The sequence below is a fragment of the Diplocloster hominis genome (genome assembly GCF_032380655.1).
Taxonomy (GTDB): domain Bacteria; phylum Bacillota; class Clostridia; order Lachnospirales; family Lachnospiraceae; genus Diplocloster; species Diplocloster hominis.
Genome location: NZ_JAWDIY010000029.1, coordinates 1 through 14700 on the forward strand (window position 1 = coordinate 1; position 14700 = coordinate 14700).

At 49.9% G+C, this 14700-nt stretch carries 17 protein-coding genes; 16 read left to right on the plus strand and 1 reads right to left on the minus strand.

Features of this window, described 5'->3' with window-relative positions; translation table 11 throughout:
- From ABC831_RS20505 to ABC831_RS20580, 16 genes are all read left to right on the plus strand, one after another.
- Nucleotides 1–459: RNA-guided endonuclease TnpB family protein (locus ABC831_RS20505; protein ID WP_343249933.1), on the plus strand; the 459-nt coding region annotated here is incomplete at its 5' end.
- Between the two features lie 130 nt (nucleotides 460–589).
- Nucleotides 590–1894 carry an amidohydrolase gene (locus tag ABC831_RS20510; RefSeq protein ID WP_343249934.1) on the plus strand — a complete coding sequence of 435 codons (1305 nt, stop codon included), beginning with the start codon at nucleotides 590–592 and terminating at the stop codon, nucleotides 1892–1894.
- A gap of 172 nt (nucleotides 1895–2066) precedes the next feature.
- Nucleotides 2067–3776, plus strand: a complete 1710-nt coding sequence (locus tag ABC831_RS20515; protein ID WP_343249935.1) for an efflux RND transporter periplasmic adaptor subunit — start codon at nucleotides 2067–2069, stop codon at nucleotides 3774–3776.
- A 9-nt stretch (nucleotides 3777–3785) separates the two neighbouring features.
- Complete coding sequence (locus ABC831_RS20520) at nucleotides 3786–4502, plus strand: ABC transporter ATP-binding protein (RefSeq protein WP_343249936.1); 717 nt, start codon at nucleotides 3786–3788, stop codon at nucleotides 4500–4502.
- Nucleotides 4489–5778 carry an ABC transporter permease gene (locus ABC831_RS20525; protein WP_343249937.1) on the plus strand — a complete coding sequence of 430 codons (1290 nt, stop codon included), beginning with the start codon at nucleotides 4489–4491 and terminating at the stop codon, nucleotides 5776–5778. The genes ABC831_RS20520 and ABC831_RS20525 overlap by 14 nt, the downstream gene beginning before the upstream one ends.
- Before the next feature lie 12 nt (nucleotides 5779–5790).
- A complete protein-coding gene (locus tag ABC831_RS20530) occupies nucleotides 5791–6474 on the plus strand; it encodes a response regulator transcription factor (RefSeq protein WP_343249938.1) in 684 nt (227 codons plus the stop codon).
- A gap of 82 nt (nucleotides 6475–6556) precedes the next feature.
- Nucleotides 6557–7936, plus strand: coding sequence for a HAMP domain-containing sensor histidine kinase (locus ABC831_RS20535; protein ID WP_343249939.1), 1380 nt, complete (start codon nucleotides 6557–6559; stop codon nucleotides 7934–7936).
- A gap of 359 nt (nucleotides 7937–8295) precedes the next feature.
- Nucleotides 8296–8613: a PadR family transcriptional regulator gene (locus ABC831_RS20540; RefSeq protein ID WP_158342600.1), complete on the plus strand. Its 318-nt coding sequence runs from the start codon at nucleotides 8296–8298 to the stop codon at nucleotides 8611–8613.
- Nucleotides 8614–8616: 3 nt separating this feature from the next.
- Nucleotides 8617–9303: a DUF1700 domain-containing protein gene (locus tag ABC831_RS20545; protein ID WP_343249940.1), complete on the plus strand. Its 687-nt coding sequence runs from the start codon at nucleotides 8617–8619 to the stop codon at nucleotides 9301–9303.
- A gap of 3 nt (nucleotides 9304–9306) precedes the next feature.
- Nucleotides 9307–10230 carry a DUF4097 family beta strand repeat-containing protein gene (locus tag ABC831_RS20550; protein ID WP_343249941.1) on the plus strand — a complete coding sequence of 308 codons (924 nt, stop codon included), beginning with the start codon at nucleotides 9307–9309 and terminating at the stop codon, nucleotides 10228–10230.
- A 129-nt stretch (nucleotides 10231–10359) separates the two neighbouring features.
- The gene (locus ABC831_RS20555; protein WP_343249942.1) at nucleotides 10360–10566 is read left to right on the plus strand and encodes a PspC domain-containing protein; all 207 of its coding nucleotides are present in this window, start codon (nucleotides 10360–10362) and stop codon (nucleotides 10564–10566) included.
- Between the two features lie 84 nt (nucleotides 10567–10650).
- Nucleotides 10651–10860, plus strand: a complete 210-nt coding sequence (locus tag ABC831_RS20560; protein ID WP_158351833.1) for an alpha/beta-type small acid-soluble spore protein — start codon at nucleotides 10651–10653, stop codon at nucleotides 10858–10860.
- A 319-nt stretch (nucleotides 10861–11179) separates the two neighbouring features.
- Entirely contained in the window at nucleotides 11180–11626 is a 447-nt protein-coding gene (locus ABC831_RS20565; RefSeq protein WP_343249943.1) for a GNAT family N-acetyltransferase, read from the plus strand.
- Nucleotides 11627–11894: 268 nt separating this feature from the next.
- Nucleotides 11895–12074, plus strand: a complete 180-nt coding sequence (locus ABC831_RS20570; RefSeq protein WP_343249944.1) for a spore coat associated protein CotJA — start codon at nucleotides 11895–11897, stop codon at nucleotides 12072–12074.
- Entirely contained in the window at nucleotides 12067–12327 is a 261-nt protein-coding gene (locus ABC831_RS20575; protein WP_343249945.1) for a spore coat protein CotJB, read from the plus strand. Before ABC831_RS20570 ends, ABC831_RS20575 begins: the two co-directional genes overlap by 8 nt.
- Entirely contained in the window at nucleotides 12327–12935 is a 609-nt protein-coding gene (locus tag ABC831_RS20580; protein ID WP_158342592.1) for a manganese catalase family protein, read from the plus strand. The genes ABC831_RS20575 and ABC831_RS20580 overlap by 1 nt, the downstream gene beginning before the upstream one ends.
- 64 nt (nucleotides 12936–12999) lie before the next feature.
- On the opposite strand, the gene araB is transcribed toward ABC831_RS20580, so the two are convergent.
- Entirely contained in the window at nucleotides 13000–14676 is a 1677-nt protein-coding gene (araB, locus tag ABC831_RS20585) for a ribulokinase (RefSeq protein WP_343249946.1), read from the minus strand.
- Nucleotides 14677–14700: the final 24 nt, after the last annotated feature.

Genomic DNA, 14700 nt, shown 5'->3' on the forward strand with positions numbered 1-14700 from the left:
CGCAAGCTTTCCAAAATGCAAAAAGGTTCAAACAACCGCAACAAACAGCGTATCAGAGTAGCCAAACTCAACGAAAGGGTTGCCAATCAACGCAAGGATTTTCTACATAAAGAGTCAAGACAGATAACCAATGCTTATGATTGTATATGCATAGAAAAACTTGATATGAAAGCAATGGCGCAAGCCTTGAATTTTGGCAAATCAGTAGCTGATAACGGTTGGGGAATGTTTGTAACATTCCTGCAATACAAGCTTGAAGAAATGGGAAAACAGCTTGTAAAGGTAGACAAATTCTTTGCAAGCTCCCAAATCTGCAATATTTGTGGGTACAAAAATCCCGAAACGAAAAATCTTAGTATTCGTGCGTGGGATTGCCCTGAATGCGGTACACATCACGACAGAGATATAAATGCCGCAATAAACATAAAAAATGAGGGTATGCGGTTAGTAACTCCGTAGCGAAAATACATAAAACCGTGGGACACACGGGGTTAGCTCGCTTATGCTTAGTACATTGGTACTATCGAACGAGAAGCCCCCGCCTCTTTAGGCGGCGGGAGCATGTCACAAAACAGAGGAGGTACTTTCAGTGGAACACAACTATGAACAACAACTGCTTCACTTCCGGCGGGATTTTCACCGCCATCCGGAGACTGCATGGCTGGAGTACAGGACCAGCGCGGTTCTGGCCGGCCGGCTTGAGGAACTGGGGTATGAGGTGAGGGTAGGAGAAGAGATGATAGATTTGGATAAGATGATCTCGCCTCCAGAGGAGGAAACCCGGAACCGCCGGAAAGACAGAGTTCTGGAGGAAATGCCCGGACGAAAACCCTATCTGGCACGGATGGGAAATGCCACAGGGGTGATCGGGGTGATGGACACCCACAGGCCCGGTCCGCTGACCGCCTTTCGTTTTGACATAGACGCGCTGCCGATAGATGAGACAAAGGACAGCAGCCATAAGCCCTGCCGGCAGAAGTTCCGGTCCCTATGGGAACAACGGATGCATGCCTGCGGACACGACGGACACAGCGCCGTCGGTATCGTACTGGCAGAAGCAATTATGGATAATGCGGCCATATTATGCGGCCGGATCATGTTCCTGTTCCAGCCGGCGGAAGAAGGGGCGAAAGGGGGAAAGTCCATGTCAGATTCCTGGAAGTATCCCATTCCCGATTATCTGTTCGCCTTTCATATCGGCTTCGCTGAGCCGGATGAGCTGGTATGCGGTGTCGATCAGTTTCTGGTAACTACAAAATTTGATGTCACTTTCACGGGAGAGTCCGCCCACGCGGGAACCACTCCGAACAAAACCAGGAACGCGCTTCTGGCGGCAGCCGAGGCCACTCTTCAGTTTCAGGAGATTCCGCCCAGCCCGGAGGGAACCATCCGGGTAAATATAGGCTGTCTGACGGCCGGAGAAGCCAGGAATGCCATTGCTGCCAAAGCCTTTCTGCAGGGAGAAACCCGGGGAGAGACAGAAAAGCTGGATGCTTACGTTATAAATGAGGTGCAAAAGCTGGTACCTCAGTGCGCAGCCCGCTATCAGACGGAAGCAGAGTTTCGCGTGGTGGGCAGGACAGCCAGCGAACCCAGCGATGCGCGGCTTTGCCGGCTGATCGCCCGGCAGGCAGAAGACCTGGGCATTTACCGCAGAATTACGCTCCATAAGCATTTCCCGGCCAGTGAAGATGCTACCTGGCTGATGCGGATGGTCCGGGAACAGGGAGGAAAGGCTTCTTATCTGTTATTCGGCACCCCGATGGAGGCCGGGCATCACAGTCCGGATTTTGATTTCGACGAGGAGGTACTTACGAAAGCTTTTACACTTCTGTTCCGGTTGGCTTGTGTGGTTAACCAGGCGGGAGAGGAACTGGAATATTTGGATGATTGAGGTACAGGAGGGGCTGTCAGGAATATTTCCCGACAGCCCCTTTTTTGGTCCTTTGCTTGTGTTCGATTCCGGTTGTGTCCGGGGAGTTCATTAAATTTACATATAAAGTTTATATTGAGTTTAAACTGGCGTGATAATTTACTGAAAGATCTTAGCAGAACGGAGGATTAAGGTGAAAAATAAACTGGGTAAGGGATGGAACTTTATAAAACGTCATAAAAAGATGGGAATCGCTTTCGTGTTGATCGTGGCAGTGGGCGTGGTGATTGTCCAGGTGGTCAGCGCCATGGGGAGCAAAGCAGCCATGCCGGCGGACCTTTTGCAGCAGACAGCGGCTGTGGAGCGGCGGGATCTGATGAACACGCTGAGCGCTACAGGCACGGTAGAGAGCCAGGAGCAAAAGGAGATCAGTTCGACGCTCCAGAATTATGAAGTGAAGACGGTGAATGTGGCGGTAGGCGATCAGGTGCAGGAGGGAGATGTGCTGCTGGAATTCGACAGCACGGATCTGGAAGAGTCTTTGCAGCAGGCCAGGGATGAACTGGCTGTGGCCCAGGCACAGAACAGCCTGAGCCTGAAATCAGCCCAAAGGGATCTGGAAAGTACCAAGACGAATGTGGAATATCAGACCCAGAGTGATGATCAGAAGGTGGAGAACGCGGAACAGAATCTGAACGCGGCCCAGACCAAAGCGGCCAACGCGGCAGCACAGCACCAGGCGGCTGTCGATGATAAAAACGCAAAAAAAACCGCTTTGGATGAGGCGGTAGCTGCTCAGGCAGCCCAGGATCAGATCGATTCTCTGACCAAGGCCTATGAGGAAGCGGCGGCAGCGGAAAAATCAGCGGGGGAAGCCAGTGAATCAGCGGATAATGCGGTAACGACAGCCCAGAGTAATTATGATTCTGCCGTTACGGACCGGGCGAAAAGTTATGAAAGTAATGTCAGCAGTGTGGAGAAACAGGAAGATTCTGTGACGAACCAGCAGTTAAATAACTCGACCAGTCTCACCAAACAGGAAGATTCTGTCAAGACTTACGAGGAGGATCTGGAGAAGTGTACGGTTACGGCGCCCCGGGCCGGAACGGTCACGGAAGTAAATGTGGAAGACGGTGATATCTATTCCGGCGGCACACTGGTCAAAATCGAGGATTGCGAGGGGTATGTGGTAACTGCGAATATCGATGAATATGATATCAGCAAAATCAGCCAGGGCATGAAGGTGTATATAAAAACGGATGCCACCGGTGAGGAAGAGCTGGAAGGGGAAGTGACGCACGTATCCCCTGTACCGGTAAGCAGTTCATCCGGAACCGGCAGCGGTACATCCGGTACGAACAGTGGGATGACCACCAGCACGGATGCCTCTTATGAGATCAAAGTTTCGATCCTGACTCCGGCCGAGGAACTCAGGATCGGTATGACTGCGAAACTCAGTATCGTACTGGAATCGGCGGAAAATGTGCTGGCTGTCCCTTACGACGCGGTACAGCAGAACGCAAACGGCGAGAGTGTGATCTATGTGCTGGACAGCAGTGCAGGGGCACAGGACAGCAGCGCAGGGGCGCAGGACGGCAGCACAGGGGCGCAGGACAGCCAGGCCCCATCTGACGGCGGGGAAGGCTGGAAAGAGGGAGCGCAGAAAGCTTCCGCGGCGGGCCAGCCGGTGCAGCAGAATCAAAGGGAAATCGTGGTTACCACCGGTCTGGAGACCGACTATTACATCGAGGTACGCAGCGATGAACTCACCGAAGGAATGCAGGTGATCACCCCCACATATTCCACCACGACCGGAAGCAATACCGGCTCCGACATGTTCGGCATGGGCGGAGGAGGCGGCATGATGGGCGGCGGTGGCGGCGGAATGCCGATGGGCCGATAGGAGGTCGCTATGGAACAGGAATTTATGTTGGATTTACAAAATATCATAAAGCGGTTCTATGTGGGCAAACCCAATGAGCTGGAGATTCTGCATGGAGTCAATCTGAAGATAAAACGGGGGGAATTCGTATCGATCGTCGGCGCGTCCGGCTCCGGCAAATCGACCCTGATGAATATCATCGGTGCGCTGGACCGCCCCACGGAAGGGGAATATCATCTGGACGGCATCGATATCTGTAAGGCGAAAGACAAGGAACTGTCCAGGATCCGCAACCAGAAGATCGGATTTATCTTTCAGACCTATAATCTGGTAGCCAGAACCAATGCGCTGCAAAATGTGGAGCTTCCAATGCTCTATGGACGCAAAGGCAGGACGGACCGGAATAAAAGAGCGAAGGAGCTTCTGGAACTGGTCGGGATGGGAGACCGGATGGCCCACAAGTCCGACGAGCTCTCCGGCGGGCAGAAGCAGCGTGTAGCCATTGCCAGAGCCATGGCTAATGATCCGGCGATCCTGCTGGCCGATGAGCCTACCGGAGCGCTGGATTCCAAAACGGGCCGGCTGATCATGGATATTTTTCACCGCCTGCATCAGGAGCAGAACAAAACCGTCATCCTGATCACGCATTCCAATGAGCTGGCGGAGGAGACGGAGCGGATTCTGACGATCAAGGACGGTCTGATCACCGGGGAAAGAAAGGGGAGTCTGTCCTATGCTGGTGCTTGAAAACCTAAAACTTGCGGTGATGGGGCTTGTGACGAATAAAATGCGCGCCTTTCTGACCATGCTTGGCATTATCATCGGGATCGCTTCGGTGATCGCGATTGTGACAGTGGGAAATTCGCTGACGACTTCGATTACCGAATCCATGCAGTCCATGGGAGCGAATAACATTACGGTGGGCCTGCAGCAAAAAAGTGAAGAAACAGAAGTATCCGAGAGCGGGATGGAATTCCGCGGACCCGGAAGGCAAAAGGAACCAGCGGACGAAGACCTGATCACTGACGAGATGCTTAAAGAACTGCAGGCGGAATATTCCGCTGAAATAGAAGCGGTATCCCTTACAGAAAGCGCCGGAAGCGGGACGGCCAAAGACGGGGACAAATATGCCAATGTCAGTATAACCGGAGTCAATGACGGATATTTTAAAACGGATGAGCTTACCCTATTGAGCGGCAGAATGTTTCTGGATGTGGATCACGAAAAAGGAAAATCGGTGGCTATCGTCTCCGATAAGCTGGTCAATAACATGTTCGATGGAAATAATCAGGCGGCCCTTGGCAGCACCATCGATGTAAACCTTGGCAGCCGCTATTATACCTATACGATCGTGGGTGTCTATGAGTATACGGAATCCAGCTTTGGGTTTTCCTCTTCCTCCGAGGAGGATATCACTACGACCCTGTACCTTCCGCTGGAGACGGCAAAAAACCAGAATCATTCCAGTGACGGATACCAGCAGTTAACGCTGGTTACCAGCGTGGGCACCGACGCCACACAGTTTTTGAACCAGGTGCAGTACTTCTTCGACAGCAGATACCGGAAGAACGAAGACTTCCAGGTATCCGCCTACAGCATGGAGAGTATGGTATCTTCCATGACAGATATGCTCTCCACAGTATCCTTAGCCATCGCGGTAATCGCGGGCATCTCCCTGCTGGTGGGAGGGATCGGCGTGATGAACATTATGCTGGTATCCATCACGGAACGCACCCGGGAGATCGGGACCCGTAAGGCGCTGGGCGCGACCAATGGCTCCATCCAGCTGCAATTTATCGTGGAGGCGGTTATTATTTGTTTGATCGGCGGGATAATTGGTATTATACTGGGAGTGGGACTGGGGTCGGCGGCCGCGAAGATTTTGGGGTATGCAGCCAAAGCTTCTGTGATCAGTATCATTGTATCGGTACTGTTTTCGATGGTGATCGGCGTGTTCTTCGGATTCTATCCGGCGAACAAAGCGGCCAAACTGGACCCGATCGAAGCACTGCGCTATGAATAAACAGAGAGGGCGATGAAAATGAATACGATCTGTATCGCGGAAGACGATACGCACATCCGCGGACTCATGGTGGAATACCTGAACCGGGAGGGCTTTCGGATTCTGGAAGCCAACGACGGCCGGCAGGCGCTTGCGTGTCTGGAAAATCTGCAGCTGGATCTTCTGATCACGGATCTGATGATGCCCAGAGTCAATGGAATCGAGTTAATCACGGAAGTGCGTAAGATAGACCGGGATATCCCGGTGCTGATTATCACCGCAAAAGAAATGTTTGAAGATAAAAAGATGGGGTTCCTGGCAGGAGCCGACGATTATATGGTAAAGCCCATTGATATGGATGAGATGGTACTGAGGGTCCGGGCGCTGCTGCGGCGCGCCAAATACGCCAAAGAACAGCGGATCGAATACCACGATACAGTATTAGACTACAGCAACTATGGATTCTTTATCAAAGGCCAGCCCGTCGAATTGGCGAGAAAGGAATTCGAGATCCTCTTTTTGTTCATGTCCAATCCCAACAAGATCTTCACACGGCAGCAGATCATGGATCACGTCTGGGGAAGGGATGCCAACAGCGTCGACCGGACGGTGGATGTACATATCAACCGAATCCGTGATAAACTGGCGGAAAATGAGGATATCAAAATCAGTACAGTGAGGGGACTGGGGTATAAACTGGTAAGAAAATATGAATAATCAGACAATCAGCCAATCAGAGAATCGACATCCAACAAATAGCCGGCAAGAGAACTGTCAGTCAACGAATAACCAGCCAAAGATGAATCGACAAACGAATCGTGAGCAAACAAAGACCAGGAACAAACATATTAAGTTCTACAATTCCATAAGCTTTAAGCTGACAGTCATTGTTTTCCTGTCCTTTGCGGTGACGAACCTGATATCATCGGGTATCCTGAACCGGTTTGAAAGGCCCAGGGTAGAAGGATTAATGGAAGACCAGCTAAGAGGGAAACTACAGGATTTTAAAAAAATATACAAGGAACTGGGAATACATCCCAACGAGGCGGCCCAATATTTCGCAGACCCTTCCATAGAGGTAAGGGTCTGTTCGGATGTCCGGGAACTGGTGGAAGAAAGCTTAATCAGTGAGGAAGAGGCCCTGAAAGTGGAAAATGGCGAAACGGTCAACCTTCCGCCCGACAGAGGCAGGCGCCTCCCCTGCTCCATTGGAAAAATCGGAAATCAGGTCGTAGTGATCTCCCCCCATGTGATGCGGAACTTCGCGAGCCAGTTTGACCGGTACCAGAAGCTATTCATACTGGTCACCATGCTCTTAGGACTGATGCTTGTATGGCTGGTAGTCCATCTGGCAGTAAAGAGAATAAAAAAAGTAAATCAGGGGGTAACAGAAATCGCCGGAGGTAATTTTGACATCCTGCTTCCGGAGAAGGGAAACGACGAAATGTCGGAGCTTTCCCATAATTTCAACATCATGGCGGAAGAACTCAGATCCAACGAGTACCTGCACAAAGAATTCGTCTCCTCCGTCTCCCACGAATTCAAAACCCCTATCGCATCCATGAAAGGATACGCCAAAGCTTTAAAAGAGCAAACCCTAAGTGACGAAAAGAGGTCCGAATACCTGGATATACTGATCGAAGAGAGCGGCAGGCTTTCCAATCTGGCGACCAATCTTCTAAGAATATCAGAGTTAAACCATGTGGTAATACAGAAACAATTCCAGACAATCCAGCTGGACGAGCAGATCCGCGACATTCTCATCCGCCTGCAGAACAAATGGGAAGAAAAAGACCTGAACCTGGAGCTGGAACTGGATGAAGTCTCCTATTCCTGCGATGAGGAGCTGCTCCACAATGTCTGGTACAATCTGCTGATAAACGCAATAAAATTCAGCCCCGCCGGCGGTACTCTCTGGATCACCCTGAAACAGCAAAACACGCATATCCTATTCCTTGTCAAAGACGAAGGTCCGGGAATAGCGAAAGAAGACCAGGAACGCATCTTCCGCAATTTCTACAAAGCAGACCGTTCCAGGAACACGGAAGGCAACGGCCTGGGCCTGCCCCTGGCCTTAAAAATCGTTCTGCTCCACGAAGGAACCATCCGTGTGGAAAGCGAACCCGGCCGGGGAGCCAGCTTCATAGTAGAACTCCCGGCCCATAAGTATCCGCATTAAGGAAAAATCAATATTACTCCTTATGTAAAAGTCTCCCAAGTCTTTCGCACATAGAATCTCATATAATACCAAAGTAGGGGCGGGAAGAGGACAGGGAGGCTTTGGGAGGGAGGAGAAAAGTAACGGGCGCCGAAGCGATCCGGCGCCTGTTACTTTTCTCCTCCCTCCCAAAGCCTCCCTGTCCTCTTCCCGCCCCGGCCCTATTTCGATATATTACAATTATATTAAATCTAAAATACCTAGTTGACACATTATATTATATGATATATAGTATTGACTATAAAATAGTATTGCGAGTTGAATAATATTGAACTGTTTATATTATCATATGAGGAATACAATGTAAGGGAGTGGATTGCATGGTATTTAACACAGGTGCAGCCCTTCTGGATGCGATCGTATTAGCTGTAGTATCGAAGGAACAGAACGGAACATACGGCTATAAGATCACCCAGGATGTGCGGCAGGTTATCGAGGTTTCAGAATCGACGCTGTATCCGGTACTGCGAAGGCTGCAAAAGGATGACTGCCTGGAAGTATACGACATGGAATGCGGCGGAAGAAACCGGAGATATTATAAGATAACGGAAAAGGGAACCGTTCAGCTAAACCTTTATAAAACAGAGTGGAAAGCTTATTCTACAAAAATATCAATGTTGTTCGCGGGGAGGATATAGAGGATGAACAGAGCAGAATTTATGAAAGAATTAGAGTTCCTGCTTCAGGACGTAACCGACGGTGAGAGAGAAGAGGCTCTGCAGTACTATAATGATTATTTTGATGATGCGGGCCCGGAAAATGAATCGGAAGTCATAGAGGAGCTGGACAGTCCGGAGAAAGTGGCGGCCATAATCAAAAACGGCCTGAATTTTAACGACCGGGAAGCGGGAGAATTTACGGAAAACGGCTACAACGATATCCGGTTCAACACAAAGAAAGAAGTAAGCCGGCAGGAAAACCCGAATGAAAAACAGTATGAATACGACAAACGGCCGAAAGATACTGCCAAGATCGTCCTGATCATTATTCTGTGTCTGCTGGCCTCACCGATTATCATACCTGTGGGCGGCGGAATCCTGGGACTGTGTGTAGGGATCTTCGGAGGGGCCATCGGATTATTTGTAGCTCTTCTGGTCGGGACGATCGGACTGCTGGTAGCGGGAGTGGCGGTCTTCGCGGTAGGTATCTTCAACATGTTTTCCGGACCTGCCACAGGCCTTGTATTGACCGGAATCGGCTGTATCCTGTTTGCAGTGGGCATGCTGCTGACCATATTAGTTGTCTGGATCTGTGCAAAACTGATTCCCTGTATCATACGCGGAGTCGTAAACCTGTTCAGCAGACTATTCCATAGAGGGAGGGTGTAAGAAATGAAAAAATTTACTGGAATCTGCCTGATTGTCAGTGCGATTATCCTGGCGGCAGGCATCGCGTGCTGCACCGCCGGAGCGGCCATGGGATTTACCTGGAGTGATTTGAAATATTCTGCCCGGCTGGGGAACAGCTGGATTTGGAGAACGGTTGCCGACTGGAATGATTTGGAAGTGTTTGATGATTATGATGAAACGGATTGGGACGATTACGATCCTGATGTTGACACCGGCGATTTTAATGCGGATACCGGGGATATTGATATCAATGAGATGGAAACCAGAGACGGAGAACACATGCGTGCAGGTATGGATAATGTGCAGGAACTGGACGTGGAAATCCAAAACGGAACGCTGCGGATCGAGCCGTCGGCGGATGGAACCATGTATATGGAAGCCTGGGGTTACCTGAAAAAACTGGATTTTGGGCAGAATGACAACGGAAAATTTAAAATCAAGGACCGTTCCAAGACCAAGGACCGCTATAAAAAAAGCGTGGTCATCTATGTCCCGGAAGGTTATACATTTACCAAAACCGAAATCAGCCTGGGGGCAGGCGCGGGTTATATAGAAAACATGACGGTCAGCGAGGAGGCCAAGTTCGAACTGGGCGCCGGGGAACTGGAGGTGAACCAGTTTACCGGAGGCGAACTTAAGATCCAATGCGGAGTCGGAAAGCTTAGCCTGAACGGGTCGGTCAACGGAGATGTAGATGTAGAGTGCGGGATCGGCGATACCCTGGTACAGCTTTCCAACCCGGAGAACGAATTTAATTATGACATGCAATGCGGCATCGGAAGCATTGATCTGAACGGGAATTCATATACTGCGCTGGGAGCCCGGAAAAAGATAAATAACGATGCGGTTTATGAATTTGATCTTGAATGCGGGATCGGTACGATCCAGGTAGATATGGGGCGATAGCCGGAATACCGGAAGCGGCTGGATGAGATATCCAGAATATTTAGAATCCCATATGCGGTATGAAAAACAGGAAATATCAGAAAATAAGTGGTAATATATTAGTAAGCCAAAAGGCAGGAGGAATAAAAAATGAATGTAGAACAGAAAAAATTATACAGATCCAGAAACAAGAGAATGATATGCGGTGTCTGCGGAGGCGTTGGAGAATATCTGAATATTGATCCTACCGTGATCCGGCTGCTGTGGGTAGTCATGAGCTTTGTGGTATTTTCCGGAATCATTGCCTACATCATCGCTGCGATCATTATACCGGAGGAACCGTATAACCAGCCGTAATTGCAGATAGGGTCCGAGGTATAAAGGACGGGAAAACAGGCGATACTCCAGTTGTCAAATATTTGGAAAGGGGTATCGCCTGTTATGTCAAAGAAAAAAGATAAACCAATCAACCTTCATGAAATAGAACCGGAAGAGCAGCTGAAATATGAAATCGCTGAGGAGCTGGGACTTCTGGACCGGGTGCTGACCGACGGGTGGAAGTCGCTGTCAGCCAAGGAGACCGGACGCATCGGAGGAATGATGACACGCCGGAAAAAGCAGATTAAGGAGGAAGCGCTCAGAGAACTTTGAGGAAGAGAGCTTATGCGATATGGTGCCGGGAATGGGAGCGAAGCGGCAGGAACTTGCGGGATGCACGGCAATTTCCTCACCGCCCTGCTCTCATTTCCTATATGCTGAGAATGATCGTGCATTGTATTGCATTTTTCGTGCTAAATTTTGTACCCAATGGGTGCAAGTTTTAAATGGGTATCTCTTTCAAAATGGAAAACCAGGTTGCATAATCCTGATACATATGGCATAGTAAGAGTACGAAGCATTTGAGACATAGTTGTATTAAGAAACAAAAAGATGTGCTTCGGAAGGAATTCTAACACAGGAGGATAATGAAATGTTTTCCATAAGAGATATGAAGTTAAGTGACAAAGAGCAGGTGCTCTCTATGGTTGAGGAATTTTACCAGAGTGACGCTGTGGATCATGTGATTTCAAAAGATATCAGGGAGCGGGCGTTTGAAGCGGCTGCCGGATCTCTTCCGATGATACGGGGAGTTGTGCTTGTGGAGGAAGAGCAGATTGTCGGATATGCTTATCTGACGCCTTTCTATTCCTGCGAAGCAGGCGGTGTAAACCTGATGATCGAAGAAGTATTTCTCAGGGATGTATGCAGAGGGAAGGGATACGGCACGAAGTTTTTCCAGTGGATGTTCCGGGAATATCCGGATGTGGTCCGGTTCCGGCTGGAGGTGACGGAAGCCAACCAGGGAGCTGCTGCTTTATATAAGAAATTGGGATTTGAGTATCTGGATTACCGGCAGATGGTTTTGGACCGGTTATAGAGTTAGGGAAGAGCATTCTGAATATGGTTTCAGATGCTCTTATTTTTTCATTTTTTAAAATTTATGCATCCAATTAATTATCGGAATTAATATTTACCAACGGTGCTCTCGTGATGAATGATGTCGAAACGCGCATACTATATATGATTCAAAGATAATTCGATAATATTCTTAAAAACTTCTTTTGTAGTGGTAACAGACTGGAAAACGAAACAGGAATATTTTGAATCAATTTGAATGAATCAAGAGATAGGAAGGAGCGTTTTGAATGGATACGAATTGCGGTTGTACGCAGACACAGGCAGATCAGCTGCCGATCGCCATGGCCTATGTGCCAAAGCAGAAATGGAACGGGACGTATGAATTAGAACAGGCGCTTCAAAAGGGAACGATCTTCCCGGATCTGGACAAACCCTTTATGGTAGGAGGTGGCCTGATTCATGGATAAGAGCAAAGACGAACTGTTAAAGGAAATAACGCAGGCCAGTTTTGCGGTGAATGACCTCACCCTGTATCTGGATACGCATCCTGACGACATGGAAGCCCTGAAGATGTTTGACCAATGGAAACAGCAGCGCAAAGACGCCCTGAAACAATTTGCGGAAAAATATGAGCCCCTCTGCATCGATGATGTAGAAGCAGGCGCATCCTCATGGGCCTGGAACAACGCTCCGGTACCCTGGGAAGGAGGTGTCTGCTAATGTGGAATTATGAAAAAAGACTTCAGTTTCCCGTAAATATTAAAACTCCCTGTCCAAAAACCGCGACGCTGATCATCACCCAGTTCGGCGGGCCGGACGGAGAGCTGGCCGCTTCCATGCGGTATCTGTCCCAGCGGTATTCCATGCCCTATAAGGAAGTGGGCGGGCTGCTGACCGATATCGGTACGGAAGAGCTGGCCCATATGGAAATGATCTGCGCCATCGTTCATCAGCTGACCAGAAACCTGACGGAAGAACAGCTGAAAACAGACGGGTTTGACACGTACTATGTGGATCACACGACCGCCTGCTGGCCCACGGCCGCAGCGGGAATTCCTTTTAACGCCTGTGAGTTCCAGTCCAAAGGGGACTGTATCACAGACCTGACCGAGGACCTTGCGGCTGAACAGAAGGCCAGGACCACCTACGACAATATTCTGCGGGTAGTCAAGGACCCGGACGTTCTGGCCCCGATCCGGTTCCTGCGTGCCCGGGAAGTCGTCCATTTCCAGCGGTTCGGCGAAGCCCTCCGCTCCGTGCAGGAAAAGCTTGACTTCAAAAACTTTTATGCTTTCAATCCGGAGATCGACAAAAAATTCATGGCGTAAGCATCAATTTGATCAATTTGGGACATGTCCATTTAGAATGGACATGTCCCGTTTGTCCTTTCTGTCAGGTTTTCCTTGCATCCGCCTTAATTTTTTTCAGCCGTTTCATTACATCATTTTCCCCTCGTCCGAAATAGTCGTGAAGGAGCTTGAATTCCGCATACAGCTTCTTATAGGCTTCCACATTTTCGGGAATGGGTTTATAGAATTCATCTTTGACCTTACCCATGACTTTCGCCGCGTCGAAGATGGAATCATAACCGCCTTTTTCTTTTCCGGCAGCCACGGCACCGAACATGGCGGCTCCCAGCGCCGGCGTCTGGTCGGAGGCGCTTAAGTAAATCTCACGGTTGCAGACATCGGCATAGATCTGCATCATCATTGGATTCTTGTAAGCGATTCCGCCGCATGCGTACAGTTTGTTGATGGGTACGCCATTTTCTTCAAAGGTCTGGATAATCATATTTTTGCCGAAAGCAGTGGCTTCGATCAGCGCCCGGTAGATTTCCTCCGGCTTAGTCTGAAGCGTGCAGCCGAGCAGCAGACCGGTCAGGTCCACGTCTACCAGCACGGACCGGTTGCCGTTCCACCAGTCCAGAGCCAGCAGGCCGCTTTCACCGACTTTTAATCTGCTTGCCTTCTCGGTCAGGTACTGATGGATACCCTTTCCTTCTGCGGCAGCGGCATCCTGATAACTCTTTGGAACACAGTTTTTGACAAACCAGTCAAAATGATCGCCTACACAGGACTGGCCGGCTTCATATCCGAAATAACCCGGGAGGACTCCGTCTTCCACGACACCGCACATGCCGGGAACGATCTTTTCTTCGGTTCCGCATAAGATGTCACAGGTCGAGGTTCCCATGATCATCAGCAGGTTGCCGGGCTCGGTGATTCCTACGGCCGGCAGCGCCACATGGGCGTCTACATTGGCGATTCCCACAGCCGTTCCGGGCAGCAGTCCTATACGCCCGGCCATCTCCGGAGTGAGTTCGCCGGCTTTTTGGCCCAGCGGATAGATCTCAGTTGACAATTTTTCCTCTACCACATGATCCAGCTTCGGATTCAGGGCTTTGAAGAAGTCATTGGAGGGATACCCCTCCCTCTTACTCCACAATGCTTTGTAGCCTGCCGTACAGCTGTTGCGCCGCTCCTGGCCCGTCATCATCATGGTGACCCAGTCGGTGGCCTCCATAAAGCGGTCCATCTGATCATAGATGTCGGGCGCTTCTTCCGCGATCTGCATTAGTTTGGGGAACAGCCACTCGGAGGAGATCTTACCACCGTAGCGTTTAAGGAAACTTTCCCCGCGTTCTTTTGCCACGGCATTCAGGCGGTTGGCCTGATCCTGGGCTGCGTGGTGCTTCCACAGTTTCACATACGCATGGGGATTGTTCTTAAGATCCTCGTGAAAACACAGCGGAATCCCTTTGTCATCTACCGGAAGTACGGTACAGGCGGTAAAGTCGATTGCCAGACCGATTACATCTTCTTTCCTGATTCCGGACTCTTTTAAAATGGCCGGTATCGTCAGTTCCAGTACCTCCAGGTAATCCTGGGGGTGCTGAAGCGCCCAGTCAGGGCCCAGACGGGTAACACCGTCAGGAAGGTATTCATCCATGACCGCATGTGTATATTCTTTGACTGCCTGAGCCAGAATGGAACCGTTCTCTACGTCAACCAGCACTGCCCGTCCGGACAGACTGCCGTAATCCACACCTATGGAATATTTTTTGGACATTCTTATTCCTCCTGTTTATGCTTT